This is a genomic window from Streptomyces purpurascens (assembly GCF_045040895.1).
GTDB lineage: Bacteria > Actinomycetota > Actinomycetes > Streptomycetales > Streptomycetaceae > Streptomyces > Streptomyces purpurascens.
The window spans coordinates 8,590,900-8,616,379 of record NZ_CP108341.1 but is presented as its reverse complement, the minus strand read 5'-3'; the positions used below and the strand labels follow the sequence as shown (position 1 = coordinate 8,616,379).

The 25,480-nt window shown below is 71.7% G+C and carries 22 protein-coding genes; 13 read left to right on the top strand and 9 right to left on the bottom strand.

Going from position 1 to position 25,480, the window contains the following annotated elements:
- Positions 1–89: 89 nt before the first annotated feature.
- From OHU35_RS39125 to OHU35_RS39115, 3 genes are read left to right on the top strand one after another with little or no spacing between them, the layout of a single operon-like run.
- Entirely contained in the window at positions 90–896 is an 807-nt protein-coding gene (locus OHU35_RS39125) for an HlyD family efflux transporter periplasmic adaptor subunit (protein ID WP_189721966.1), read from the top strand.
- Positions 893–3,118, top strand: a complete 2,226-nt coding sequence (locus OHU35_RS39120) for an NHLP family bacteriocin export ABC transporter peptidase/permease/ATPase subunit (protein WP_189721967.1) — start codon at positions 893–895, stop codon at positions 3,116–3,118. The genes OHU35_RS39125 and OHU35_RS39120 overlap by 4 nt, the downstream gene beginning before the upstream one ends.
- Position 3,119: 1 nt before the next feature.
- On the top strand, positions 3,120–5,942 hold the full coding sequence (locus OHU35_RS39115) for an NHLP bacteriocin export ABC transporter permease/ATPase subunit (protein ID WP_405508728.1): 2,823 nt from the start codon (positions 3,120–3,122) through the stop codon (positions 5,940–5,942).
- 4 nt (positions 5,943–5,946) lie between these two features.
- Here the strand turns inward: OHU35_RS39115 and OHU35_RS39110 are convergent, their stop codons facing one another.
- Both OHU35_RS39110 and OHU35_RS39105 read right to left on the bottom strand, forming a co-directional pair.
- Entirely contained in the window at positions 5,947–6,474 is a 528-nt protein-coding gene (locus OHU35_RS39110) for an SRPBCC family protein (protein ID WP_189721969.1), read from the bottom strand.
- Between the two features lie 5 nt (positions 6,475–6,479).
- Positions 6,480–6,821: a helix-turn-helix transcriptional regulator gene (locus OHU35_RS39105; RefSeq protein WP_189721970.1), complete on the bottom strand. Its 342-nt coding sequence runs from the start codon at positions 6,819–6,821 to the stop codon at positions 6,480–6,482.
- Between the two features lie 134 nt (positions 6,822–6,955).
- Between OHU35_RS39105 and OHU35_RS39100 the strand changes: the two genes are divergently transcribed.
- From OHU35_RS39100 to OHU35_RS39080, 5 genes are read left to right on the top strand one after another with little or no spacing between them, the layout of a single operon-like run.
- Positions 6,956–7,966 carry a Ppx/GppA family phosphatase gene (locus OHU35_RS39100; protein WP_405508725.1) on the top strand — a complete coding sequence of 337 codons (1,011 nt, stop codon included), beginning with the start codon at positions 6,956–6,958 and terminating at the stop codon, positions 7,964–7,966.
- Between the two features lie 45 nt (positions 7,967–8,011).
- Positions 8,012–8,203 (top strand): hypothetical protein, encoded by a 192-nt coding sequence (locus OHU35_RS39095; protein WP_405508723.1) that lies wholly within the window; start codon positions 8,012–8,014, stop codon positions 8,201–8,203.
- Between the two features lie 41 nt (positions 8,204–8,244).
- Complete coding sequence (locus OHU35_RS39090) at positions 8,245–9,258, top strand: iron-containing redox enzyme family protein (protein ID WP_189721973.1); 1,014 nt, start codon at positions 8,245–8,247, stop codon at positions 9,256–9,258.
- A 21-nt stretch (positions 9,259–9,279) separates the two neighbouring features.
- Positions 9,280–9,933 carry a HemK2/MTQ2 family protein methyltransferase gene (locus OHU35_RS39085; RefSeq protein ID WP_189721974.1) on the top strand — a complete coding sequence of 218 codons (654 nt, stop codon included), beginning with the start codon at positions 9,280–9,282 and terminating at the stop codon, positions 9,931–9,933.
- On the top strand, positions 9,914–10,120 hold the full coding sequence (locus OHU35_RS39080) for a CDGSH iron-sulfur domain-containing protein (RefSeq protein WP_189721975.1): 207 nt from the start codon (positions 9,914–9,916) through the stop codon (positions 10,118–10,120). The genes OHU35_RS39085 and OHU35_RS39080 overlap by 20 nt, the downstream gene beginning before the upstream one ends.
- A gap of 150 nt (positions 10,121–10,270) precedes the next feature.
- On the opposite strand, the gene OHU35_RS39075 is transcribed toward OHU35_RS39080, so the two are convergent.
- Complete coding sequence (locus tag OHU35_RS39075) at positions 10,271–10,705, bottom strand: protease inhibitor (RefSeq protein WP_189721976.1); 435 nt, start codon at positions 10,703–10,705, stop codon at positions 10,271–10,273.
- A 324-nt stretch (positions 10,706–11,029) separates the two neighbouring features.
- Here OHU35_RS39075 and OHU35_RS39070 point away from each other — a divergent pair, with 324 nt between their 5' ends.
- From OHU35_RS39070 to OHU35_RS39055, 4 genes are all read left to right on the top strand, one after another.
- A complete protein-coding gene (locus OHU35_RS39070; RefSeq protein WP_359892725.1) occupies positions 11,030–11,587 on the top strand; it encodes a hypothetical protein in 558 nt (185 codons plus the stop codon).
- 206 nt (positions 11,588–11,793) lie between these two features.
- Positions 11,794–13,422, top strand: coding sequence for a purine-cytosine permease family protein (locus OHU35_RS39065; RefSeq protein WP_405508720.1), 1,629 nt, complete (start codon positions 11,794–11,796; stop codon positions 13,420–13,422).
- Complete coding sequence (locus OHU35_RS39060) at positions 13,419–14,111, top strand: alpha/beta fold hydrolase (protein ID WP_405508718.1); 693 nt, start codon at positions 13,419–13,421, stop codon at positions 14,109–14,111. Before OHU35_RS39065 ends, OHU35_RS39060 begins: the two co-directional genes overlap by 4 nt.
- 76 nt (positions 14,112–14,187) lie before the next feature.
- Positions 14,188–15,357: a lactate 2-monooxygenase gene (locus tag OHU35_RS39055; RefSeq protein ID WP_405508716.1), complete on the top strand. Its 1,170-nt coding sequence runs from the start codon at positions 14,188–14,190 to the stop codon at positions 15,355–15,357.
- A 40-nt stretch (positions 15,358–15,397) separates the two neighbouring features.
- On the opposite strand, the gene OHU35_RS39050 is transcribed toward OHU35_RS39055, so the two are convergent.
- The 3 genes from OHU35_RS39050 to OHU35_RS39040 all read right to left on the bottom strand — a co-directional run bounded on the left by OHU35_RS39050 (position 15,398) and on the right by OHU35_RS39040 (position 17,968).
- On the bottom strand, positions 15,398–17,026 hold the full coding sequence (locus tag OHU35_RS39050) for an RICIN domain-containing protein (RefSeq protein ID WP_359892730.1): 1,629 nt from the start codon (positions 17,024–17,026) through the stop codon (positions 15,398–15,400).
- A gap of 315 nt (positions 17,027–17,341) precedes the next feature.
- On the bottom strand, positions 17,342–17,719 hold the full coding sequence (locus tag OHU35_RS39045) for a toxin Doc (protein WP_189721981.1): 378 nt from the start codon (positions 17,717–17,719) through the stop codon (positions 17,342–17,344).
- A 3-nt stretch (positions 17,720–17,722) separates the two neighbouring features.
- Positions 17,723–17,968, bottom strand: a complete 246-nt coding sequence (locus OHU35_RS39040; protein ID WP_184587072.1) for a hypothetical protein — start codon at positions 17,966–17,968, stop codon at positions 17,723–17,725.
- 188 nt (positions 17,969–18,156) lie between these two features.
- On the opposite strand from OHU35_RS39040, the gene OHU35_RS39035 reads away from it, so the two are divergent.
- A complete protein-coding gene (locus OHU35_RS39035) occupies positions 18,157–19,089 on the top strand; it encodes a sigma-70 family RNA polymerase sigma factor (protein WP_189721982.1) in 933 nt (310 codons plus the stop codon).
- A 19-nt stretch (positions 19,090–19,108) separates the two neighbouring features.
- Here the strand turns inward: OHU35_RS39035 and OHU35_RS39030 are convergent, their stop codons facing one another.
- From OHU35_RS39030 to OHU35_RS39020, 3 genes are all read right to left on the bottom strand, one after another.
- Entirely contained in the window at positions 19,109–19,900 is a 792-nt protein-coding gene (locus tag OHU35_RS39030; protein ID WP_189721983.1) for an alpha/beta fold hydrolase, read from the bottom strand.
- Between the two features lie 68 nt (positions 19,901–19,968).
- Complete coding sequence (locus OHU35_RS39025; RefSeq protein ID WP_405508714.1) at positions 19,969–22,212, bottom strand: glycoside hydrolase family 9 protein; 2,244 nt, start codon at positions 22,210–22,212, stop codon at positions 19,969–19,971.
- Between the two features lie 146 nt (positions 22,213–22,358).
- On the bottom strand, positions 22,359–25,448 hold the full coding sequence (locus OHU35_RS39020) for a glycoside hydrolase family 2 TIM barrel-domain containing protein (protein WP_405508713.1): 3,090 nt from the start codon (positions 25,446–25,448) through the stop codon (positions 22,359–22,361).
- Positions 25,449–25,480 lie beyond the last annotated feature (32 nt).

Genomic DNA, 25,480 nt, shown 5'->3' with positions numbered 1-25,480 from the left:
AACCGCAGCCGGCGGTTCCGGGATCTTCGGGTTCCGTGACCCTTTCCGTCACGGCGATGAGAACCTCTTCTACGGGTGAGGGAAGTTCCTTGCAGTTCCGCCAACAGGCCCTCGCCAAGCTCCAGTCACCGGAGGAACTCGACCTCCCGGTGCGTTTCGCCCGCCCGCAGGGCTGGCTCGTGCTCGCGGTGACCGTGGTCGCGATGGCGGCCGCCTCGGTGTGGGCGGTGACCGGCTCGGTGGCCTCCACCGTCAGCGCACCCGCCATCCTCACGCACGGGCAGGGCAGTTACCTCCTCCAGAGCCCCGTCGCGGGCCAGGTCACCGCGGTGCTCGCGAAGCAGGGCGAGCAGGTGACCGCGAACTCCCCCGTGCTCAAGGTCCGTACGGCCAAGGGCGAGGTCGTCGTCCGCGCGCTCGACGCGGGCCGTGTCTCCGGGCTCGCCGCGACCGTCGGGCAGATCATCCAGACCGGCGCGAACGTGGCCGCCGTCGAGAAGGTCGCCCACACCAAGGACGCGTTGTACGCGACCGTCTACGTCCCCGCCGAGAACGCCGCCTCCATCCCCGACGACGCCTCCGTGGATCTGACCGTGCAGTCGGTGCCGACCCAGGAGTACGGCGTGCTGCGCGGCCATGTGAAGTCGGTGGACCGCGCGGCCCAGTCCCCGCAGCAGATCGCCGCGTTCCTCGGGGACAGCCAGCTCGGCGAGCAGTTCACCAAGAAGGGCAGGCCCGTGGCCGTGACGGTCCGGCTGGACAAGTCGTCCGCCACGAAGAGCGGATACAAGTGGTCGTCCGCGGACGGGCCGCCGTACAGGCTGACCTCGATGACGATGGCCTCGGGTTCGATCCGGCTCACCGACCAGCGTCCCGTCGACTGGCTGCTGCCATGAGCGCCACCGCACAGGAGCCCCGGAGCAGGCGCCGCGCGGCCCCGCCGAAGCGCAAGGTGCCCAAGGCCGCCGCGAAGACCGTCCGTACCCCCACCGTTCTCCAGATGGAGGCCGTCGAGTGCGGCGCCGCCTCCCTGGCGATGGTGCTCGGCCACTACGGCAAGCACGTCCCGCTGGAGGAGCTGCGCATCGCCTGCGGTGTCTCCCGCGACGGCTCGCGCGCCAGCAACCTCCTCAAGGCGGCCCGCAGTTACGGCCTGACGGCCAAGGGCATGCAGATGGACCTGGCCGCCCTCGCCGAGGTGAAGTCGCCGGCCGTCCTGTTCTGGGAGTTCAACCACTACGTCGTCTACGACGGCATGGGCCGCCGCTTCGGGCGCCGTGGCGTCTACATCAACGACCCCGGCAAGGGCCGCCGTTTTGTCCCCATGGAGGACTTCGACGGCAGCTTCACCGGTGTCGTGCTGGTCATGGAGCCCGGCGAGGACTTCGCCCGGGGAGGCCGCAAGCCCGGCGTCCTGGGCGCGATGCCCGCCCGGCTGCGGGGCACCGCGGGCACGATGCCCGCCGCGGTGGTGTCGAGCCTGCTGCTGGTGGCGGTCGGCGCGTCGGTACCCGCGCTCAGCCGCACCTACATCGACGAGTTCCTGATCGGCAACCAGACCTCGCTGCTCAGTGTGCTGTTCGCGTCGATGGCGGCGTGCGTGCTGCTCACCGTCGTGCTGACCTGGCTCCAGCAGGCCAACCTGCTGCACGGCCGCATCATCTCGTCCACCCTGTCCAGCGCGCGCTTCCTGCGGCATCTGCTGCGGCTGCCGGTGACGTTCTTCTCCCAGCGCAGCCCGGCCGACCTCGTGCAGCGCCTGCAGTCCAACGACGCGGTCGCCGAGACCCTGTCCCGCGACCTCGCGGCGGCGGGCGTGGACGCGATCGTGGTCGTCCTGTACGCGGTGCTGCTGTACAGCTACGACCCGCAGCTGACGTTCGTCGGCATCGGCGTGGCGCTGCTGAACATCGTGGCGATGCGGGTCGTCGTACGGCTGCGCGCGACCCGTACGGCGAAGCTGCGCGCCGACACGGCCCGGCTCACCAACACCGCCTACACCGGTCTTCAGCTGATCGAGACGATGAAGGCGACCGGCGGCGAGGACGGCTACTTCCGCAAGTGGGCCGGGCAGCACGCCACCACGCTGGAGGAGCAGCAGCGGCTCGGCGTGCCGAGCGCCTGGCTGGGCGTGGTCGCGCCGACCCTGGCCACCCTCAACAGCGGGCTCATTCTCTGGATCGGCGGTATGCGGGCGGTCGAGGGCCATATCTCGGTCGGTCTGCTGGTCGCCTTCCAGGCCCTGGTCGCCCGCTTCACCGCCCCGCTGACCCGGCTCAACGGCGTCGCGGGCCGCATCCAGGACTTCGCGGCCGACGTGGCCCGGCTGAAGGACGTGGAGAACTTCAAGGCCGACCCGCTCTACGGCCGGCCCGACTCCGGCGAGTCGACGCGCCGTCTGCAGGGCCACGTCGAGCTGGAGAACATCACCTTCGGCTACAGCCCGCTCGACAAGCCCCTGCTCACGGGCTTCGATCTGACGGTCGGCCCCGGCCGGCAGGTCGCGCTGGTCGGCGGTTCCGGCAGCGGCAAGTCCACGGTGTCGAGGCTGATCTCCGGCCTGTACGCGCCGTGGGAGGGCGTGATCCGCATCGACGGACAGCGCATCGACGACATTCCGCGCGGGGCGCTGGCCGCCTCCGTCTCCTTCGTCGACCAGGACGTGTTCCTCTTCGAGGGCACCATCCGCGACAACGTGGCGCTGTGGGACCCGTCGATCCCGGACGACGCGGTGGAGGACGCGCTGCGGGACGCCGCCCTGTACGACGTGGTCACGCGCCGCCCCGGCGGCATCCACAGCAAGGTCGAGCAGGACGGCCGCAACTTCTCCGGCGGGCAGCGCCAGCGGCTGGAGATCGCGCGGGCGCTGGTGCGCCGGCCGAGCATCCTGGTGCTCGACGAGGTGACGAGCGCGCTGGACGCGGAGACCGAGCTGGTCGTGATGGACAACCTGCGCCGGCGCGGCTGTGCCTGTGTGGTGATCGCGCACCGGCTCAGCACCGTGCGCGACAGTGACGAGATCGTCGTCCTGGAGCACGGCACGGTCGTGGAGCGGGGACGGCACGAGGAACTGGTGGCGCGCGGCGGCGCGTACGCCACGCTGGTCAGGGAGCGGTGAGATGACGACCGTTCAGGGACATGAGGGTGACCTCGTCCTCAACGCCTTCGGGCAGATGGGCTCGCGCATCGACTGCGCCGGGTTCAACCGTCTCGACCTGGAGGGCCCGCAGGTGCTGTGGCTGGTCGCGGCGGGAGCCGTCGACCTGTTCGCGGTGGACGCCGGCCAGCAGGGCCACTGGCACCACCTCGGCCGGCTGGAGGCCGGCTCGCTGGTGCTCGGCCCGGTGCCGGGCCCGCAGCACACGCTGGTGGCCCGCCCGCTGCGGGACTGCGTGGTGCACCGCATCGGCCTGCGTGAGCTGTACCAGCCCGCCGACACCGCGACCTGGTCGTACGACGAGTACGGCAATCCGCAGTACGTGCCGCCGACGACGAGTCCGCTGGAGTACGCGCTCGCCCTGGGCGTCGGCCGCAGTCTGTCCATCCTGTTCCAGGCGCCGATGGCTACCGAGCGGGCCGCGGCGCCCACGGACGACGACGTGTTCTGGATGCAGGTGCCGCCGGGCAGCGTGCAGTACGGCTCGCTGTACGGTGCGGAGGCCGCGGCCGATCTGCTGATGGACCCGGGTCTGTGGCAGAGCATGGTCGACCAGCAGTACCGGCTGCTGACCACGCTGGACCGCTGGATCGAGCAACTGGAGCGCACCCACGAGACGCGCACGGCCGAGGGCATCAAGGCCGGTGAGGCGGTCCGCGCCCAGGCCGACCAGACGCTGCTCGCCTCCATCGGCAAGCGGTCGTCGAAGCGGACCACCTCGGCCGATGCCGACGCCTCCTACGCGGCCTGCAAGCTGGTCGGCCAGGCGGCCGGGATCAGACTCACCGAGCCCACGCAGAAGGGCACCGGCGGCGACCGCCTCGACCCGGTCGAGCAGGTCGCGCTGGCCTCCCGCGTCCGCACCCGGGCCGTGCGCCTGGACGGCCGCTGGTGGCGGGACAACGTAGGGCCGCTGGTGGGCCACCGGGCCCTGTCGGGTGCGCCGGTGGCGTTGCTGTGGCGGCGCGGCGGATATGTCGCCGTCCATCCGTCGACCGGCCGTGAGACGCCCATCGAGAAGGCCAACGCCGACGAGTTCGAGCCGCGTGCGGTGATGTTCTACCGTCCGCTGCCCGAGCGGGGGCTCAGTCCGCTGGGGCTGCTGCGCTTCTGCATGCAGGGCATGCGGGGCGACCTGACCGGTCTGCTGCTCAGCGGCCTGGTCACGGTGGCGATCGGCGCACTGGTGCCCGTCGCCACCGGCAAGGTGCTCGGCGAGTTCGTGCCGAAGGCACAGACCGGCCTGATCGTGCAGGTGTGCCTGGCGGTGATGCTCAGCAGCGTGGTGGCGGCGGCCTTCATGCTGTTGCAGAACCTCACCATCCTGCGGATCGAGGGCCGGATCGAGGCCACGCTCCAGCCGGCCGTGTGGGACCGGCTGCTCAGACTGCCGACGAGGTTCTTCACCGAGCGCTCCACCGGCGAACTGGCCAGCGCGGCCATGGGCATCAGCTCGATCCGCCGGCTGCTGGCGGGAGTCGGGCCGACGGTCGCCCAGTCGGTGACCATCGGGGCGATGAACCTGGGGCTGCTGCTGTGGTTCAGCGTGCCGATGGCGATGGCCGCGATCGGCATGCTCGTCGTCATCGCCTCCGTGTTCCTGGGGCTGGGGCTGTGGCAGGTGCGCTGGCAGCGGCGGCTGGTGGTGCTCTCCAACAAGCTGAACAACCAGGCGTTCCAGACCCTGCGCGGCCTGCCCAAGCTGCGGGTGGCCGCCGCCGAGAACTACGCGTACGCCGCGTGGGCGTCGGAGTTCGCGCGCAGCCGTGAGCTCCAGCAGAAGGTCGGCCGCATCAAGAACCTCTCGACGGTGCTGGGCGCGGTGTATCTGCCGCTGTGCACGCTGCTGATGTTCATGCTGCTGGCGGGTCCGGCCCGGGGCTCGATGTCGGCGGCCGCGTTCCTCACCTTCAACACCTCGGTGACGATGGTGCTGACCTCCGTCACCCAGCTGACCGGCTCGTTCGTCTCGGCGGTGGCCGCGCTGCCGTTGTTCGAGGAGATCAGGCCGGTGCTGGACGCGACGCCGGAGGTGCGGACGGCGAGCACCCGGCCGGGTCCGCTGTCCGGTGCGATCGAGGCGCGGCGGGTGTCCTTCCGGTACTCGGACGACGGTCCGCTGATCCTGGACGACGTGTCGTTCGAGGTGAAGCCGGGCGAGTTCGTCGCGGTCGTCGGCCCCAGCGGCTGCGGCAAGTCGACGCTGCTGCGCCTGCTGATCGGCTTCGACCGGCCGCTGTCGGGCAGCGTGCTGTACGACGGGCAGGACCTGGGGGCCCTCGACCAGTCGGCGGTGCGCCGCCAGTGCGGTGTGGTGCTCCAGCACGCGCAGCCGTTCACCGGCTCGATCCTGGACGTCATCTGCGGCACCGAGCCGTACACGCCGGAGGAGGCGATGGCGGCGGCCGAGATGGCGGGTCTCGCCGAGGACATCAAGCGGATGCCGATGGGCCTGCACACCATCGTCTCGGGCAGCGGCGCCGTCTCCGGCGGTCAGCGCCAGCGGCTGATGATCGCGCAGGCGCTGATCCGCCGACCGCGCATCCTCTTCTTCGACGAGGCGACCAGCGCCCTCGACAACGAGACCCAGCGCACGGTCATCGAGAGCACCAAGGCCCTCAACGCGAGCCGGGTCGTCATCGCGCACCGGCTGTCGACCGTGATGGACGCCGACCGGGTCGTGGTGATGGAGGACGGCAAGGTCATCCAGCAGGGCCCGCCCGGCCTGCTGCTCGCCGACACGAACGGCCGGCTGCACGAGCTGGTGCGGCGGCAGATGGCGTGACCGGTCAGTCGAGTCCGGGGACCGGGGCGCCGGAGGGCACGCCGGCCGCGACATAGGCGGCGTAGAGCTTCTGCCAGGGCGCGTCGGCCCCGGCATGCGGGCCGGCGACCTGCTCGCCGCGTGCCCTGGCGTCCAGCGCGGTCAGGCACACCTCCCAGCCGGCGCCGTTGCGGGCGGCGGAGTCCTCAGCCTGGAGGACGTTGGTGAGCGTGAAGAGGGTGCGCTTGTCCTCGGCCTCCTCCAGGTCGAAGTGCAGTTCGTCCCCGCCCCACTCGAACGACAGGTGCCGGGGCGGGTCGACGGCGATGACCCGGCCCGTGGAGTCCGCCATGTGCGGGTCGCCGCTGAACCTGACCGTGCCGCCGGGGCGCAGCTCGATCTCGGCGCGGGAGGGGAACCAGCGCTCCAGTTCGTCCGGGTCGGTCACGAACTGCCAGACGCGGTCGACGGGATGGTCGTAGGTGCGGCTGAAGCGGACGGCGGGACGGCCGTCGTCCAGGGTCAGATAGGTGCCGGTGAGTTCGGCTGCCATGGGGATCAGTCCTTCGGTGCGGGTGGTTCCGTGGTGTCCGGCGTCTCGTCGAGGCGGCGGCCCAGCGCGTCGAGGCTCTCGTTCCAGAGCTTCCGGTACGGGGCGAGCCAGGCGTCGAGGGCGGCGATCGGGCCGGGGTCGAGGGCGTAGACGCGGCGCTGCGCGTCCTGCCGTACCCGGACGAGGCCTGCCTCCCGCAGCACTTTCAGGTGCTTCGAGGTGCTCGGCTGGCTCAGTCCGCACGCCTCGACGATCTCACCGACGGCCCGGGGCCGCTCCAGGAGCAGCGCGACGATGGCCCGCCGGTGGGGGTCGGCGAGGGCGGTCCAGAGGGCGGCGTCGGACATGCCTCCAATATGCCTCTGCCGTTATATGCCAGTCAAGGAATACATCGACAGAGGGCCCACGCCGGGTGGCGTGACTTCGCCGTACTCCGCGCACACTTCCGTTGCTCCGGCGCGTAATTGGGTACCCACGCCGCATGCGAATCAGCGTGGTGGACGTGGGATCGAACACGGTCAGACTGGTCGTCTCGGACGCGGAGGACGGCGTACCACTGCCGGTGCACACCGCGAAGTGGCGACTCAGACTGTCCGAACAGGTCACACCGGGGGGACCCATCCCTGAACAGGCCGTCGGGCAACTCGTCGACGCGGTCGCCGAGGCGACCAGGACGGCCACCCGGTGGGGCGCGGCCGGCCCGCTCGCCTTCGCGACCGCCGTGGTGCGCAACGCGCCGAACCGGCACGAGGTGCTGCACACCGTCCGGGCCCGTACGGGCGTGGACCTGTGCACCATGCCGGGTGAGGTCGAGGCCGAGCTGACGTTTCTCGGGGCCCGGCGCTGGATGGGCTGGCGGTCGGGGCCGCTCGCCCTGCTCGACATCGGCGGCGGCTCGCTCGAAGTCGCCTTCGGGCGCGGGCGGTTGCCCGACTTCGTGGCATCGCTGCCACTGGGCGCGGGGCGGCTCACCCACGAGTTCTTCGAGGACGAGGACCCGCCGTCGCCGGAGCGGGTGCGGGCGCTGCGCCGCAGGGTCCGCCATCAGCTGCGGGACGTCGCGGCGCGGATCCGCTGGGAGGGCCCGCGTACGGCGGTCGCCACCTCCCGCACGTTCCAGCAGCTGGGCCGGCTGTGCGGCGCCGCCCCCGGACGCCACGGCCCGTTCGTGGACCGGGAACTGCACCGGGCGGGGCTGCGGGAGGCGATCACGACGCTGGCCGCCCTGCCCGCCGCCGAACGCGCGCGCCTGCCCGGCGTCTCCGCGCCGCGTGCCGCGCAGAGCCTGGCCGGCGCGGTGGTCGCGCACACCGCGATGAAGCTGACCGGCATCGGGTCCGTCACGGTCTGCCCCTGGGCGATCCGCGAGGGCGTGCTGCTGCGCCACATCGAGGACGGCCCGTCCTGGTGGGCGGAGGTCATCCGCCACAACGAGGAGGCCGCCCCTCCTGACCCGGTGCCGCTGCGCATCGCCGCCGCCGCGGCCAACTGAGCACGGCGGACGGAACCGGCGTACCGACGCAGGAAGGAGACCCCCGTGTCCCAGGACAACAACAACCGCGACGCCTCCGGCGAGCGGCCCGAGACGGCGCTCGAGGAGGTCCTGAGCGAGATCGAGGACGCCGAGAACCGCACCGAGGACTCCGCCGGGCAGCGACGCCACCGGGGTGAGGCCGGCGATGCCATCACACCGAGCGAGCGAGCGCGGGAGGAGTCCGGGGGAGAGTGACGCGGGCGGGTGACCGGGCCCCGCCCGGGTACCCGGCACGCATGGAGCACGACCGCGACGAACCACCGCTGCCCACCCCGCGCGGCCCGCTGAGCAGCGGTGTCGAGGCGTACCTGCGGGGCGCGGGCCGGCTGCCCCGTCGCGAGGGGATCGACCGGGCCCAGGTGTACGGCGACGACCTCCAGCTCGCCCTGTACCTGTGCTACGAGCTGCACTACCGCGGCTTCGCGGGCGTGGCCCCGGAGCGGGAGTGGGATCCCGACCTGCTGCGCACCCGAGCGGCCCTGGAGCAGCGCTTCCTGTCCGCGCTGCGCACCGACGCCCGGGTCCACGACAGCGTGGCCGAGGCGCTGCGAGGCCTGCTGGTCGAGCCCGTCCACGGCACGGGCGTCACGCACTTCCTGCGGGACGAGGGCGAGCTGTGGCAGGTGCGCGAGTACGCGGCCCTGCGGTCCCTGTACCACCTCAAGGAGGCCGACCCGCACGCCTGGGTGCTGCCGCGGCTGTGGGGCCGGGCGAAGGCGGGGATGGCGGCGGTGGAGTTCGACGAATGGGGCGGTGGCCGCGCCGACCGTGTGCACGCGCGGCTGTTCGCCGACCTGATGACGGACCTGGGCCTGGACACCAGGTACGGCCGCTATCTCGACGCGGCGACCGCCGAGGCCCTGGTCACGGTGAACCTCATGTCCCTCTTCGGCCTGCACCGGGCCCTCAGGGGCGCCCTGGTCGGCCACTTCGCGACGGTCGAGATCACCTCGTCACCGGGGTCGCGGCGGCTCGCGCAGGCGATGCGCCGCACGGGCGCCGGGTCCGCGGCCGAGCACTTCTACGACGAGCATGTCGAGGCCGACGCGGTCCACGAGCAGGTGGTGCGCCACGACGTCATCGGCGGTCTGCTGGAGCAGGAGCCGTACCTCGCCCCCGATGTCGTCTTCGGGATCGACGCCACCGGGTTCGTCGAGGACCGCTTCGGCGCCCGGCTGCTCGGCGACTGGCGCGCATCACGTTCGTCACTGTGTGCACCGGTTTCACGTGAATCGACCCATATCTCCTGAACGCCGGGGTACCCGAGCCGCGTGAATCCGCTGGCACCCCCGGGCGTCTACGCCCCGCAGGAGGACACCGAGCTGCTGGCCGGTGCCCTGTCCGACGAGTCGTTGCCTTCGGGCGCAAAGGTTCTGGATGTGGGCACCGGGACCGGTGCCCTGGCCCTGGAGGCCGCGCGCCGCGGTCTCCGTGTGACCGCCGTGGACGTGTCCAGGGGCGCCGTGTGGGCCACGCGGCTCAACGCCCGGCTGGCGGGGCTCTCCCTGCGCATCCGGCACGGGAACCTCTTCGATCCCGTGCGCGGTGAGTCGTTCGACCTGATCCTGGCCAATCCGCCGTATGTGCCGACGCCGGACGCCCGCGGGGAGCCGCGCGGCGCGGCCCGTGCCTGGGACGCGGGCGGTGACGGACGGCTGGTCGTCGACCGGATCTGCCGGGAGGCGCCCGCTCTGCTGCGTCCGGGCGGGGTGCTCCTGCTCGTGCAGTCGGCGCTGAGCGACCCGGACCTGACCGTCGGGCAACTGCGCGCGTCCGGCCTGAAGGCCGCCGTGACCCGCCGGCACCGGATCGCGTTCGGGCCGGTGGTGCGCGGCCGGGAACGCTGGCTGCGGCAGCGGGGACTGCTGCCCGCCACCGAGAACGAGGAAGAGCTGGTGGTCGTCCGTGCCGAACTCCCCGTCTGACCGGTCCGCGCCGCCGCGGCGCGTCACCGTCCAGCGCAAGGGCCCGCTCCTGGTGGAGGGCCCGGTGGAGGTGGAGCTGGAGGACGGCTCCCTCGTCCGCTCCGACCGCTTCCGCGTGGCCCTGTGCACCTGCCGCCGCAGCCGCCGCTACCCGTGGTGCGACACGAGCCACCGCGACCGGGCGTGACCCCTGGGCCCGGCCGGGTGCAACGCCCAGGGGCCGACGGGCGGCCCCACTCCGCCCGCCGGCCCCCTTGTACGAGATCGCTTCCCGCGACGACAACCCGGCTCCCCAGCAACGGGCCGCCTACTTCACGGGAACAGCGCGATCCCGGTCTCAGAACGCGAAGAGGCCCGAACCGTGGGCGTTCTTCACGCACTCGTTGGAGAAGGTGCGCTCATAGGAGACCCTCTGGCCCTGCCAGACACCGTCGACGGTGATGACCACGGGGTCGTACTGCTTCGTGCACATCACTCCGTCTCGGGCGGTCAGGGCGTCGATGTTGCCGCCGACGCCCCGCAGTTCCGTACAGGCCGAGCCGGCGGCCGGGTGCGTGCCGCTGGGCTTCGGGGCACAGGTCAGGGTGACCGCGCGTTCCGGGGTCACGGCGATCGCGCTCTCACCGTGGCCCACCGTGAGTACGAGGGCCGACGGGGCGTAGAGCGCGGTGGGGGCCTGACCCGGACTGGCGAGCGCGGCCCCGGAGAGGGGTCCGCAGACGGCGGTGGCCGTCAGGCCGAGGGTCATGGCCCAGCGCGCGGTGTTCCGCATTGTGTGCATCCTTCCGCTCGATTACAGGGTGTGCCGATCCATGCTCGTTCGGTGCCGGATCGGCGAGCGCGAGTCTGCCGAGTCCACCGCCGAAACACACATCGACCCCACCGGTTTCAGTAACATTGCGTATTGAATCAGTGGCGCGAAGTTACGGAATCCGGCCGGGTGAAGCCCGTAACCGCACGGCTTCCGAGGGCACGATGCGGCCAGATGGCCGATTTCCAGCTGCTCGTTAATAGGCCTGAAACATTCCGATTCCGCTCTCAGCCGACCACTTCGCAGCCCCTTGTGTTCATGCTCGGGTCGAGTAATCGTCATTACATGATTACGAAAGAGCAGCGAGAGAAGCTGCGCGGCTGGTTCGCCGGCCGCCTTCCCGACGACCTCTTCGAGGAACTGACCGAGCTCACGGTCGACCGCGAGGAGATCACCGTGATCGGCCGCATCCCCGAACCCCGGCTGGCGGAGGACGCTCCGGACGCCGAACGGGAGGCGGCCCTGGAAAGCCGGGTGCAGGAGTTCCGGGAGCGCACCCGCGAGGACCGGATGGCCGTGGCCCGGGAAGCCGAGCACCGGTTCGGCCGGAAGGTGTCCTGGGGCGTGGAGTGCGGTGGGCGGCGCGTGCTCTTCACGCACGTGGCCGCGCCGGTGATGACGCGGCTGCGCCAGCCGGAGCGCCAGGTACTCGACACCCTGATCGCCGGCGGCGTCGCCCGCAGCCGCAGTGACGCGCTGGCCTGGTGCGTGCGTCTGGTCCAGCGTCATACGGACGACTGGCTCGCGGAGTTGCGCGACTCCCTCGAACACGTGCAACGGGTGCGGGCCCAAGGGCCGGACGCCGAGACGGACCAGGCACCGCCCGCGGACGACGAGGAGTGACCGAGGAGTGGAGGAATCGTCCAGCGAGAACGCCGAGAATGGATGAACCGTCCTCTGGTGTCGCCCGCCGGTGATCGTTTACGGTCGGCAGACCCCATGAGGACGGCATCCGCTCGCCGCCGCACACCCACGCGTCCGGTGAGCGGCCGTCCGCCCCGCCACCGCGCCACGCCGCGCTCCACCGCCCCGTCCCCGCTGGAGCCCTCTTGTCCTCGCCGGCCGAACGCCCCGCTGACGCCGACCGTCCCGAAGACGCCGGCCACCCCTCCCCCGCCGCGTCTCCCCCGTCCCTGACGGAGGTCGAGGCCCACGGCGTCGACCGGATCCCCGACGCCGAGCGCTCCGCGACCCCGCTGGACCTGTTCCGGCTCGCCTTCGGCGGCGCCAACACCTTCTCCACCTGCGTCCTCGGCGCCTTCCCGATTTTGTTCGGCCTCTCCTTCTGGCAGGGCCTCGCGGCCACCCTCCTCGGGGTCGTCGCGGGCGCGCTGATCCTGTGTCCGATGGCGGTGTTCGGCCCGGTCAACGGCACCAACAACGCCGTCTCGTCGTCCGCGCACCTCGGTGTGCACGGCCGGGTGGTCGGTTCGTTCCTGTCCCTGCTGACGGCCGTCGCGTTCTTCTCCATCTCGGTGTGGAGCTCCGGCGACGCCCTGGTCGGCGGCGCCCACCGGCTCTTCGGACTCGCCCGCGGCGACCTGTCCTACGCCGTCGCCTACGCGCTGTTCGCGGTGCTGGTCCTCGCCGTGTGCGTGTACGGCTTCCGGTTCATGCTGTTCGTCAACAAGATCGCGGTGACCTCGGCGAGCGCCCTGTTCCTGCTCGGCGCGGTGGCGTTCGCGGGTGACTTCGACCCGTCGTACGCGGGCGTCTTCACCGACTCGGCGGACGCGGCGACGACGGACCTGTTCTGGCCGTCGTTCATCGGGGCGGCGCTGATCGTGCTGTCGAACCCCGTCTCGTTCGGGGCGTTCCTCGGCGACTGGTCGCGCTACATCCCGGCGAACGCCCCGCGCCGGAGGGTGGTCGGGGCCGCGTTCCTGTCGCAGATCGCGACGCTGCTGCCGTTCCTGTTCGGTCTGACGACCGCGAGCGTCATCGCGGACAAGGCGCCGGAGTACGTCGATCCGGCGGCCCCCGACTTCGTGGGCGGGCTGCTCGCGATCTCCCCGGGCTGGTTCTTCCTGCCGGTGTGCCTGCTGGCGCTGATCGGCGGCATGGCGACGGGCACGACGGCGCTGTACGGCACCGGGCTCGACTTCTCGTCCGTGTTCCCGAGGCTGTCGCGGGTCCAGGCGACGCTGCTGGTCGGCGCGTTGTCGATCGCGTTCATCTTCGCCGGCCGGTTCGGGCTCGACCTCGTACGCTCCATCTCGACCTTCGCCACGATGATCATCACGTGCACCACACCGTGGATGGTCGTGATGATGCTGGGCTATTGGACGCGGCGCGGCTGGTACGACCCGGAGGCGCTCCAGGTCTTCAACCGCCGTCAGCGCGGCGGCCGTTACTGGTTCACGCACGGCTGGAACTGGCGCGGCATGACCGCCTGGTGGGTGGCGGCGGTGCTCGGCGTGCTCTTCACCAACATCCCCGGGCAGTTCGTCGGCCCGCTCGGCGACCTGGCGGGCGGTGTCGACATCAGCCTGCCGCTGTCCCTGGTCGTGGCGGCGGTGCTGTTCCTGGCCCTGCTGTGGCTGTTCCCCGAACCCCGGGCGGTGTACGGCCCCGAGGGCGCCCGGCTGGCCCGGACCGTCGAGGTGCCGGTGCCGCCGATCACGGGGCCCGGCGCCGAGGGGGCGCTGTCAGACCCCTCGGCTACGTTGCCGGCATGACCGATTTCGTACTGGTGGCAGGGACTTGGCTCGGGGCGTGGGCGTGGGACGAGGTGGCGGCCGAGCTGCGCGCGGCCGGACACGACGTGCATGCCGTGACGCTGTCGGGCCTCGCCGAGAGACAGGGGCTGCCCGCGGGGCAGCAGACGCACGTCCAGGACATCGTCGACGCGGTCGAGGGGCTCGATCCGCGGAACGTCGTCCTGGTCGGGCACAGCTACGCGGGCGTCCCGGTCGGGCAGGCCGCCGAGCGGATCGGCGACCGGCCGGCCCGGGTGGTGTTCGTCGACGCCATGGTCCCGGTCGACGGCGAGTCGGCCCTCTCGGGCTGGCCGAGCGAACCGGTGCGGGAGGCGATCGCCGCGAGCGGCTTCTGGCCGCCTCTCACCGCGCCCGAGTACGCGGGACAGGATCTGACGGACGAGCAGATCGCCCGGATCGTGCACGGCTCGACCCCGCACCCGGGCGCCACCGCGACCGAGCCGGCCGTGCTGCGGAGTGACCTCGGCGAGCTCCCGGTGACGTACATCAAGTGCCTGCTCGACGGGGACGAGCCGATGCCGGTGGTGGCGGAGCTGCTCAAGAGCGACCGCTGGGAGCTGATCGAGATGGACACCGGCCACTGGCCGATGTTCTCCCGGCCGCGCGAACTGGCTCGCATCCTGCACGAGTCGGCGACCCGACCCTGATCACTCCCGTCCTGCCTACCGGTCGGTATGGTCGGCGTACTGCGCATTCTCAGCGACGAGAGGCGGGACGGACGACATGGCGAAGCACTGGGCGGACTTCCAGTACGAGATCTATCTCAACGGGATGACGGGTGCCGTGCCCCGCCTGCCCACCGATCTGACCCGGCTGGAGGAGCTGACCGAACAGCGGCTCGGGCCCGGCCCGGTCGGTTATGTGGCGGGCAGCGCGGGGAACGGCAGCACCGCCCGCGCCAACCGGGCGGCCCTGGAGCGTCGCCGGATCGTGCCGCGCATGCTGCGGGACGTGCACGAACGGGATCTGTCGGTCGAGGTGCTGGGCCGCGCCCTGCCCGCCCCGCTGGCGCTGGCCCCGGTCGGCGTGCTGTCGATCATGCACCCGGACGCCGAACCCGCCGCCGCCCGGGCCGCCGCCGCGCAGGGCGTGCCGTACATCCTGTCGTCCGCGTCGAGCACGCCCATGGAGCAGGTCGCCGAGGCGATGGGCGACGCCGAGCGGTGGTTCCAGCTGTACTGGCCCAAGGACCCGGAGGTGGCCCGCAGTTTCCTGAACCGGGCGAAGGCGGCCGAGTTCAGCGTGCTCGTCGTCACCCTGGACACACCGCTGCTGTCGTGGCGGCCCCGAGATCTCGACCAGGCGTATCTGCCCTTCCTCCACGGCGTCGGCACGGCCAACCACTTCTCGGACCCGGCCTTCCAGGCGGGCCTGGCCAAGCCGGTGCACGAGGACCCGAACGCGGCCGTGATGCACTTCGTCGGCATGTTCTCCGACCCGGCCAAGTCCTGGCCGGACCTGGCGTTCCTGCGGGAGAACTGGGAGGGCCCGATCGTCCTCAAGGGCGTCCTGCACCCGGACGACGCGCGGCTGGCCGCGGAGGCGGGCATGGACGGCGTCGTCGTCTCCAACCACGGCGGCCGCCAGGTGGCAGGGTCCGTGGCCGCCGCCGACGCGCTGCCCCGGGTCGTGGACGCCGTCGGCGACCGGCTCACCGTCCTCTTCGACAGCGGCGTCCGCACCGGCGACGACGTCTTCAAGGCCCTCGCGCTGGGCGCGCGGGCGGTGCTCGTCGGACGCCCGTACGTCTACGGTCTCGGCCTCGACGGACAGCCCGGCGTCGAACACGTCATCCGCTGCCTCCTGGCCGAACTCGACCTCACCCTGGCCCTGTCGGGCCACGCCACGCCTGCGACGATCGGTCCGGCCGACCTGACGGAGGAGCCGGGCTGAGGCGTGGGCGGGGGCGAGGCCGAGTTCACCGCTCAGGCGTTCAGCCGTTCGGCCCTGTCACCTGCCGTGCGGTCGGGACGTCCTCCTCCGCGATCGACAGGGAACCCGCGGCCGTGGGCACGGGCTCCGGCTGCCAGCGCTGCTCGTCGGACCGGTCGCGGACCTTGACGACGATGTCGGCGTCCGGGTCGTCGTCGGTGGAGGTGAGGGCGAGCTGCTCGTCCCAGCGGGGCAGCAACTCCCCTTGCACGGTGAGGTCGTAGCGCACGTCCCCGCCCCGCTCGGCGTCCTCCTCGGCGCAGGTGCCGAGGACGACGACGCCGGCGTCCTTGTGCGAGTCCAGGCACAGCCCGGGATCGGCGACGCTGCGCAGCAGCCCGTCGTTCTCGTACGTCCACTGCTGGGTCCACGCCGTCGAGCACGAGGCCAGTTTCGCCCCCGAGCCCTCCTTCGGCAGGTCCCGGATGTCGAGGCACAGGTCGGCGCCCGCGTTGCGCAGCCGCGTCACGCCCGGTGCGGTGGGCAGTACGGCCGTGTCCGGCGGTGTCACGGACCCGCTGCCGTTGCCGCCGGCGGCGCTGTTGGAGCCGGCCGGGTCGGCCTGGCCGCCGTCGTACGACGAAGCGCTGATGATGAGCACCGTCGCCAGCACCCCGGCCGACACCGCGCCGACGCCCGAGAGCAGCGCCCGGGAGGACCGCAGCGCTTCCGGGATCCGGACGCCCGGGACCCGGCGGGCCGGCATGGGGATCCGGGACAGCAGACGGTGGCGCGCGTTCCCGGACCGCCCGCCGCCGCGCCGGCCGCCGCGACCACTGCGCGTACCGTGCGAGGCCCGGCCCGGACGCGAGTCGAGGTAGCGGCGCGCGCCCCAGCCGAGCACCGCTTCGGCGATCAACGGGCCAAGAGCGCCCTCGAAATGGCTCAGTTGTTCGGCCGCGTTCCGGCAGTAGCGGCACTCGGCCAGATGCTGCTGGACGTCCGGCAGCAGTGCGCCGCCCCGACGGATCGGGACGTCGAGGAGGCGGTTGTAGAACCGGCAATCATGGGTCGGCGCGAGTTCACGATGGGCATGTACACAACCCTCGCGGAATTTGTCACGCGCCTGTTCGAGGGCGGCCGACGCGATGTCGGTATCCATGCCCAGCAGGCCGGCGGGGACGCTTAAAGGATCTGCCTCGACCTCGACATGCCAGAGCAAACAGCGCGCGGCTGCGGGAAGTGCCTGGAATGCCCGCTCCGCGAGTGCCCGATTTTCGGGCGTCATGGACGTCGCCGCACGCAGCCCGCGCCCTCCGGCCGGTTTCTGCAGCGCCGGCAGTACGGCGGATATTCGATCGTCGCCGGACCACTCGCGGATCGTGTCGCGCACGGTCACCAGAAGGACCGGGCGCAGCGCGACGGCCGAGTCGCCGAAGGCGACGCGGTTGAGGGTCCGGTGGAAGGCGGTCCCGGTGACCATGGCGGCGACCTGCGCCGACGAGGCGAGACAGATGACCGCGTAGTCGTACACCGGCTGCCAGTGCCGCGCCATCAGCAGCGCGACGGAATGGGCGGCGACCTCGCCCTCCGGGCTGCCTCTCAGCGGGGCGGCGAGTGATTCATCGGATTCCCCGGGATCCCCGCCGGGCGGGGGATACGGGGGACGAGGGGGGTGGGGGGTGGGCACTGAGATGGTTCCTTCCCACGCGCAGGTGACACACAGAAGTCCTGCCGCCGAAAAAGGAGCCCGGTTGGTGCGAACCTTTTCCGGCGCGGCGCGGGAGGTGCGAATTCATCGGTGGCGAATCGGACCCGGTCTGCAAATCACGTGCGACACCCGGCCATTCCCCCCGCACGTGTGTTTCACTCTTGCACAACCCCCACACGACCAACAAGGCGCCCGTGCAACATCCGGCCCATTGACAGAAAGTCAGAAACGGGGAACATGCGTACGCCGCTCGTACCCGTTTTCGACATTTCCGTGCGCCCTGTGTGAATCGGGTCAGATCTGCCAGGACCGCAGCCGGTCCGCCGCGCCGTAGACGTCGGTCGCGTTGGACATCAGGTCGCGGGCGAGGTCGACGAGGGCGCCGTAGGGCGGGTCGATGCCGACGCCGCTGACGAACATGTAGGCCACGGCCGTCGCACAGGCGAAGCGGGCGTTGGCCGTGGGCAGCGGCCGGAGCACGGCGAGGGTGTGCAGCAGCGCGGCGGCCCGCCAGGCCGGGTCGGAGTCCACCCCGAGGCGCGGCGGGTCCACGCGGTGCCGGGCGACGGCGGCGACCAGCGCGGAGAAGTCGTTGACGGTGGGCTGGTCCGGCAGGACCTCCTCATGGCGCTGCAGCAGCCAGGGCACGTCGATATGGATGACGGGTGCCATCGGTCAGGCGGCCCGCCCCTCGTCCTTCGCGGGCGGTTCGTCGTCGGGGAAGGCGGCGGCGAACTCGTCGGCGTGGGTCGCGAAGAACCTGCGGAAGGCCTCCGCGCCCTCCTGGAGCGCCCGGTGGCGCGCTATGTCGGCCGCGGCCGCCTCCCGCACGAGCGCCTTCATCGACGTACCGCGCTCCTTGGCGATCTGCCGCAGGTCCTCAAGCTCGCGGTCGCTGAACTCCACGTTGAGAGCTGGCATGCCTTCACGGTACCGCTCGGGTACTGACTCGTAAATATCGCCAGGTCAGAGAGGAAATCAGACGGTACCGGGCAGCGGTGCGCCACCGATCGGCCGCTGAGACCCGCGTCACATGGCACCCCGGCGATGTCACATTCCCGGTCCCCTCCCGGGTCCCAGTGGTGAGCGCGTCTCTGGGAGGACCACGCATGACCGAGATCACCGCACCCGGCACCGACGCCCCGATCGACGAGGCGACCGGGGTGTTCGTCGACCATCGCGAGCTGCTGTTCGGCGTCGTCTACAACATGCTCGGCAGTGTCGCCGACACCGAGGACGTCCTGCAGGAGACCTGGCTGTCCTGGACGGCCCGCGGCGGCGGCGCTCCCCTGGCCGGCGTCGACAACCCCCGCGCCTATCTCGTGCGGGCGGCGGTCAACCACGCGCTGCGCCGCCGTGCCACGATCAGCCGCAGGCGGGAGACCTACGTCGGCCAGTGGCTGCCCGAGCCCCTGGTCGCCGAGGGCGAGGCCGGCACCGCCGACGGGCCCGCCCTGCGCTCCGAGTCGGTGTCACTGGCGATGCTGGTGGTCCTGGAGTCGCTGACCCCGCTGGAACGGGCCGTGTTCGTCCTGGGCGAGGTGTTCGGCTACCCGCACGCCGAGATCGCGGAGGTCATCGACCGCTCCCCCGCCGCCGTACGGCAGTTGGCGCACCGGGCCCGGGAGCATGTGCACGCGCGGCGGCCGCGGTACGAGGCGCATCCGCGGGTGCGGCGGGAGGCGACCGAGCGGTTCGTGCGGGCGGCGCTCGGCGGAGACATCGCCGCGCTGATGGAGGTCCTCGCGCCGGACGTCACGGCGTGGACGGACGCCGGCGGCAAACGCAAGCCGGCGAGCCTGCGCCCGGTGCACGGCCGGGACAAGGTGGCCCGCCTGCTCACGTCCGGGCGCGGCGGTCCGCGCAACCCCGTCTGGCGCTACCGCCGCGTCAACGGCGACGACGCCGCCGTGCTGTTGGACGGGGACGCGCCGTTCGCCGTCCTGGTGCTGGACCTCACCCCGGAGGGCGACCGGGTGCGCGGCATCTATGTCGTGGCCAATCCGGACAAGCTCGCCCACGTGCCCAAAGAGGAGGCGTGAGCGGCCGGGGCCGGCCCGCTCAGGACCGGGCGCGGCAGAACTCCCGGACGGTCCGGTTGAAGGGCTCCGGGGCTTCGATGTTGCTGAGGTGCCCGATGCCCGGAAGCACGACCAGCGTGGCGTGCGGGATCGCCGCCAGGAACGGGTGGGCGACCTGCTCCACCGGGGAGCGCGTGTCGAGCTCGCCCCACAGCAGGAGCGTCGGCACCGTGATCCTGGGCAGCAGGTCGCGCTGGTCGGCCTCGGCCATGACGGTGAGTTCGGTCCGCATGCTCTGGGGGCGTGTGTCGGCCGACATCACGGACAGCAGGCGTACGGCTTCGGCGGGTGGCGCGCCCGCGAACAGCCCGGGCATGGTCGGCGCAAAGTCCTCGGCCGGGACCGCGAGCATCCGCTCGGCCCCCTCGACCCGTGCCCGTACCTCCGCCGCGGGCAGCGAGCCCTTCCAGCCGGCGTAGGTGTCGACGAGGAGCAGCGTCCTGACGAGATCGGAGTGGTGCCGGTAGAGCTCCAGCACGATGGTCCCGCCCCAGGACAGGCCGAGGACATGGGCCGGGCCGAGCCCCACGTCCTTGATCACCGCCGCCAGACAGCGGGCGTAGTCGGCGAGGGTGAAGGAGGGCGGCACGTCGGAGGAGCGGCCGGCTCCCGGTTCGTCCCAGGCGACCACGGTGAACGCGTCGGCCAGGTCGGCGACCTGGCCACGCCAGAGGCGGGCGTCCGCGGTGGCGCCGTGCACGAGCACCAGGGGCGGGCCCGAGCCCGCCCGGTCGTAGGCGACCTCGACGCCGTCTACCCGCACCGCGTGCATGTGACCAGGCTACGCGCGGGTGCCGGAGGCGTCCTGTCGGCGGACTCCCCCGGCACCGGACACGTTCCCTACCCCTGGTCCGCCACGAAGGCGGCCATCCGGGTCAGGGCGGCGTTCCAGTTGATCGTGTGTTCGTTGGTCGACCAGGACTGGATGTCGTCGATGTAGCAGAACTGTCCGACACAGCCCTGGAGTTTGCTCTGTGCGTAGGGGTCCTGGATGCTCGAGTTGGGCCCGCCGGCGAGGGTGCCGTTCGGCGGGTGGGGCAGGCCGGGGTCGAGCTGGCGGGCGTACCAGCGGCTGTGCTGGTTCTTGGCGCTGACCTCGCCGTAGCCGGTGACGTAGGAGATGTTCAGCGCGTTCCGGCCGAGGATGTAGTCCATGCTCTGCAGCGCGCCGTCCCGGTACTTCGAGGCGCCGGTGATGTCGTACGCGGTGGCGAGGACGACGGCGTTGTTGAGGACCTGGTGGCTGGAGCCCCAGTCGTACGTGTTGCCGTCCGGCGCGTAGGGCATGCCGTAGGGCTGGTCCTTCAGGGTGGCCAGATAGCGGTCGGCGCCCTTGACGACGGACTGGCGCACCTTGTCGCGGCCCGGCAGCTTGTTCGGCACCGTCGCGAGGTCGAGCCGGCCCGCCGCCCCGGTGCGGGCCCAGTCGAAGCCGAGGGGCTTGAAGAGGTCGGCCGTGTGGACCGGGGACTTCAGGACGTACTCCTCGAACTGCTTCTCCCCCGTGCTGAGATACAACTCGGCCGCCGCCCAGTAGAAGTCGTCGGTCACGTCGTTGTCTGGGTAGGCGCCGCCGCCGATGCCGTCGCTCTCGGAGGCGTGGCGGTCCGGGTGGGCGAGCGCCGCCGACCACGCCTTGCGGGCGGCCGCCAGGGCCCTGTCGGCGAACTCCTTGTCGTAGGACCGGTACAGGCGGGCCGCCTGCGCGGCCGTGGCCGCCAGGTTCAGGGTGGCCGCGGTGGACGGCGGGTGCAGTTCGCGCTTCTGCGGATCGTCGCCGGGCAGCAGCGGCAGCCCGGTCCACTGCTCGTCGTGCATCTTGTGGTGGGCCATGCCGGCCAGCGGCTTCCCGGCGGGCACCTGCATCTTCAGCAGGAACTCCAGCTCCCAGCGGGCCTCGTCGAGGATGTCCGGGACCTTGTTGCCGCTCTCGGGGATGGCGAGCGTGCCGTCGCCGAGCTTGCCGGCGTCGCCGGTGCGGGCGTGCAGCGCGCGTTCGTGCGTGCTCAGCACCTCCCAGGTGGAGATGCCGCCGTTGACGACGTACTTGCCGTGGTCGCCTGCGTCGTACCAGCCGCCGCTGACATCGAGCGTGTAGTCGCACACCCCGGGCTGGCACGGCACGGCGGTGTCGCCCTGGTTGGGGGCCACGCCCACATGACCGGCCGGGCGGCCGTACCCGGGCCGCAGGTCCTCGCGGATCTCGATGCCGCTGCGCTGGGTGTAGTAGTACTTCGCCGAGTCCAGCCGGAGCCGCTCCCAGACGCTGGCGTCGACGTCGAAGGGGCGACTGGTCTCGCCGTCGGCGACCAGGGTGAAGCCCGTGCCCTTCGTGCGGTAGGTACCGAAGTCGATCGAGTGGACGTTCTGCCCGGAGGAGGCGTCGACGCCGCGCGGCACGGTCGTGCCCCGGGCGACCACGGTGCCGCGGGCGTTCTTCAGCTCCCAGGGCAGCTTCGCCGTGGCGTCGGTGACCAGGGTGGCGTTCTTGGGCCCGGCGGGCAGGTAGGCGACCTGGTTGACGCGGACCCGGGGGCCGGTGTCGGGCTCGTACGGCTCCGGCGCGACGCCGCCCAGCAGCGAGACGTCGTCCATGCAGAAGCGCCAGGCGTCCGCGCTGCCGCCGAGCTGGAAGCCGACCTGGCCCTGGGCGGTGTCGACGGGCGAGGTGAAGGTGTAGGAGTAGCTGTCGCCGGAGACGCTGAGCTGCGGTGTCACCTCGTAGTAGGTGTCGTACGGGGACACCGACAGGCCCACGATCGCCCGCACCACGTGCCCGGCGGGCGTGCCGGTCGCGCTGAAGGAGAAGCGGTACGTCTCGCCCTTCACGAGGGTGATGTCGTTCTGCCCGACGGCGGCGTCCCAGCGGTTGGTGGTGCCTCCGGGTACGTCGGCGCAGAGCCGGCCGTCGGACAGACCCCCGGTGACGTTGCTGGTCGTCCACCAGGGGGCGGTGGTGGTGTCGAAGGTGCCGTTCTTGACCTGTTCGACCTCTTCGGCCCCGGCCGGTGCGGAGGGCAGCGCGGTGAGCGCGGTCGCCAGGAGGGCCGTCAGGGACAGCAGGGCGGTTCTGCGTCGTTTCACGTCCGGGCTCCTCGGGAGAGGTGCGGGTGGCGCTCGTCATGGGAGCGCTCCCAGATGCGGATGCCGCCATGGTTGTGGCTCATGTGACACCCCGTCAACGGTCCGGACAGGACTGGCTGTCCGCCGCCCGTCCGGACCGGTGTGGACTAGAGCGTGTCCAGCCGGCTGATGCGGATCGCTCCCCGCGCCTCGCCGGGGTGGCGGCTCGTCAGGGTGAGCCGGATCCGGGAGCCGCGGACGGCCTCGAAGGTGATCGCCGTGGGGGCGTCGGAGGCGGTGGCCCAGTCGATCGCGGTGTCCCGTACGGCCCGCCACGCCCGGCCGTCCCACACCGCCACCTCGATCGCCGCGGGCAGGCTGTGGGTGGCGTCCACCGTGAAGGAGACGTCCACCCGGTCGAAGGCGCGGGTGCGCCCGTGGTCGACCGAGACCCAGTCCTCGCCGCGTGCCCCGTCGAAGGCGGGCAGCAGGGCCGTGGCCTGCTTGAAGAAGCCGTTGGACCAGCCGGTGGCCGGATCGCCGTCGAGCATGGCGGCGGGCAGGGTGTCCGGGCGGCCGGAGTAACTGGCGTCCGCGTGCGGGTGGTCCAGGGGTGCGGGGTGCTCCGGCCTGAAGGCGGGCGGGGCCGTCTCGGCCCGGTCCCGGGCCGGGGTGGCGCGTACGGTCGCCGTGCCGGTGCGCAGTCCGTCGGCGCGGGCGGTCACCTTCACCGTGCCCGTCCTCGTGCCGGAGCGGACGATGGCGAGGGCCTTGCCGTGGTAGGCGGTGCGGGTGCTCGCCTGGTAGCGCTCGGCGCTCTCCTGCCGGCCGTTGTCGAGCCCGGCCAGGGAGCCGCCCGCCACCTCGAAGGAGATCAGGTGCTCCGCGCCGGGCACCACCACGCCGCGCCGGTCGACCACCTCGGCGGTCACGAAGACCAGCGAACGGCCGTCCGCGGCGGTGGACTCGCGGTCCGGTGTCAGACGGATCGCGTGCGGGGCGCCGGCGGTGCGCAGCACGTCGGTGGCGACCGTCTTGCCGCCCTTGCGCGCGACGGCCTTCAGCTCACCCGCCGCGAAGGGCACCTTCCAGGTCAAGTGGAGCTTTCCGGCGCTGCCGTTCGGGCTGGTGTAACTGCCGGGGTAGGGGCCGTCGGTGAAGGTCTTGTCGTCGCCGGTCGCCTCGGTGGTCTCCAGGTACGCGCGGCCGTCGGTGGTCTTCTTCGTGTCGAACCGCCGCACGCCCAGCGACTTCCCGTTGAGGAAGAGTTCGACGGTGTCGACGTTGGCGTACGCCCAGACCTCGACCGTGTCGCCCTCGGCGTGGTTCCAGGTCATCGGGAGCAGGTGGACCATCGGCTTCTCGGTCCACTGGCTCTGGAAGAGGTAGTACATGTCCTTCGGGAACCCCGCGGTGTCGACCGCGCCGAAGAAGGAGGCCTTGACCGGGAAGACGTCGTACGGCGTGGGCTCGCCGATGTAGTCGATGCCCGACCACAGGAACTGCCCGGCGAACCACTTGCGGTCCCGGTCCTTCTTGTGGCCGTACTCGCCGCTCATGGTCCACGAGGCGAGGTTGTTGTCGTAGGAGGAGGTCGCGCGCCGGCCCGGCGTGTAGTCCTCGCCGGTGTTGAGGTGTTCGGGCTCCTGGTAGGCGCCGCGGGTGGAGGTCTCCGAGGACGACTCCGACTCGAACAGGAACAGCTTGGGGTAGCGGGCGTGCAGGGCGTCCACCGACTTGGCGGTGTTGTAGTTGAGGCCGAGGCCGTCGATCTTGGCGAGGATCAGGTCGCCGGGCGAGCCCGGGGCGGGCACGCTGCGGTGCCGGTGGGAGCCGATCACGATCGGGCGGGTGACGTCGTACGCCTTGATGGCGGCGATGAGCCGGTCGGCCATGGCGAGACCGGCGGTGGAGGTGAACTCGCTGACCTCGTTGCCGATGGACCACATCAGGACGGCGGGCGAGTTGCGGGCGGCCAGGACCATCTCCGCGATGTCCTTGTCGGCCCACTCGTCGAAGAAACGGCCGTAGTCGTAGCGCGTCTTGGGGCTCTTCCAGCAGTCGAACGCCTCCACCAGCATGACGATGCCGAGTTCCTCGCAGACCTCGATCATCTCCGGGGAAGGCGGGTTGTGGGAGGTGCGGAAGGCGTTGACGCCCATCGACCTCATGATCAGCAACTGCCGGCGGATGGCGTCCTTGCTGACGGCGGCGCCGAGGGCGCCCAGGTCGTGGTGGAGGTCGACGCCCTTGAGCTTGTGGTGGGTGCCGTTGAGGAAGAAGCCCTCGTCCGGGTCGAAGCGGAAGGTGCGGAAGCCGAAGGGCGTGCGGTAGGTGTCGGTGGTCCGGCCGCCGACGCGCAGTTCGGTGTGCAGGGTGTAGCGGTGCGGGGCTTCGATGTCCCACAACTCCGGGCGCTTGACGGTGAGTTCATGGGTCTCGGTCTGCTCGTCGGTGACGGCGACCGTGGAGGAGGTACGGGCGACCGTCCGGCCCTTCCGGTCGACGATCCGGGAGACGACCTCGACGTCCGCGCCCGCGCCCGACGCGTCGACGACCGAGGTGTCGATCCGTACGACGGCCCGCTCGGCGGAGATCTCGGGCGTGAGCACGCGGGTGCCCCAGCGGGCCACGTGCACCGGCTCGGTGACCACCAGGCGGGCCTCGCGGTAGATGCCGCTGCCCGAGTACCAGCGGCTGCTGGGGAGCCGGTTCTGGACCTTGACCGCGATCACGTTCTCGGTGGTGCCGTCGGTGTGCACCAGGTCGGTGAGGTCGAAGGCGAAGCCGGTGTAGCCGTAGGGGTGGCGGCCGGCCTCCTCGCCGTTGCAATAGACGTGGGAGTCCATGTAGACGCCGTCGAACTCCACCGAGATCCGCCGGCCGGCGAGGGCGGGCGGCAGGGTGAAGGCGAGGCGGTACCAGCCGAGGCCGCCGGGCAGGAAGCCGGTGCCGCTGGTGGTGCCGTGCTCGGTGGTGGGGGCCTGCTCGATGCTCCAGTCGTGCGGGACAGCGACCTCGCGCCAGCCGGAGTCGTCGTAGCCGGGAAGCGCGGCGTCGGCGTAGGCGCCGGTCGGGTCGGTGATGCCGCCCGGGTTGACCAGCGCGAAGCGCCAGCCGTCGCGCAGGGCGATGGTGCTGCGGCCGGACGCGCCGCGCGCCTCCTCGGCGGCCCACGCCTCCGGGGTGCCGAGCAGCGCTCCGGCCGCGGGCGCGGCCGCGGAGGCGAGCAAGACCGATCTGCGCGTGACCGACATGACGGCTCTCCCTCATTAAGGCCCAGAAGTAC

Bases quoted from the DNA above. Each gene is read 5' to 3' on its own strand.
- OHU35_RS39100 (WP_405508725.1), top strand. From the start codon at position 6,956: ATGCGAATCAGCGTGGTGGACGTGGGATCGAACACGGTCAGACTGGTC.
- OHU35_RS39075 (WP_189721976.1), bottom strand. From the start codon at position 10,705: ATGCGGAACACCGCGCGCTGGGCCATGACCCTCGGCCTGACGGCCACC.
- OHU35_RS39035 (WP_189721982.1), top strand. From the start codon at position 18,157: ATGACCGAGATCACCGCACCCGGCACCGACGCCCCGATCGACGAGGCG.
- OHU35_RS39045 (WP_189721981.1), bottom strand. From the start codon at position 17,719: ATGGCACCCGTCATCCATATCGACGTGCCCTGGCTGCTGCAGCGCCAT.
- OHU35_RS39030 (WP_189721983.1), bottom strand. From the start codon at position 19,900: ATGCACGCGGTGCGGGTAGACGGCGTCGAGGTCGCCTACGACCGGGCG.
- OHU35_RS39110 (WP_189721969.1), bottom strand. From the start codon at position 6,474: ATGGCAGCCGAACTCACCGGCACCTATCTGACCCTGGACGACGGCCGT.
- OHU35_RS39060 (WP_405508718.1), top strand. From the start codon at position 13,419: ATGACCGATTTCGTACTGGTGGCAGGGACTTGGCTCGGGGCGTGGGCG.
- OHU35_RS39105 (WP_189721970.1), bottom strand. From the start codon at position 6,821: ATGTCCGACGCCGCCCTCTGGACCGCCCTCGCCGACCCCCACCGGCGG.
- OHU35_RS39055 (WP_405508716.1), top strand. From the start codon at position 14,188: ATGGCGAAGCACTGGGCGGACTTCCAGTACGAGATCTATCTCAACGGG.
- OHU35_RS39115 (WP_405508728.1), top strand. From the start codon at position 3,120: ATGACGACCGTTCAGGGACATGAGGGTGACCTCGTCCTCAACGCCTTC.
- OHU35_RS39020 (WP_405508713.1), bottom strand. From the start codon at position 25,448: ATGTCGGTCACGCGCAGATCGGTCTTGCTCGCCTCCGCGGCCGCGCCC.
- OHU35_RS39040 (WP_184587072.1), bottom strand. From the start codon at position 17,968: ATGCCAGCTCTCAACGTGGAGTTCAGCGACCGCGAGCTTGAGGACCTG.
- OHU35_RS39090 (WP_189721973.1), top strand. From the start codon at position 8,245: ATGGAGCACGACCGCGACGAACCACCGCTGCCCACCCCGCGCGGCCCG.
- OHU35_RS39070 (WP_359892725.1), top strand. From the start codon at position 11,030: ATGATTACGAAAGAGCAGCGAGAGAAGCTGCGCGGCTGGTTCGCCGGC.
- OHU35_RS39120 (WP_189721967.1), top strand. From the start codon at position 893: ATGAGCGCCACCGCACAGGAGCCCCGGAGCAGGCGCCGCGCGGCCCCG.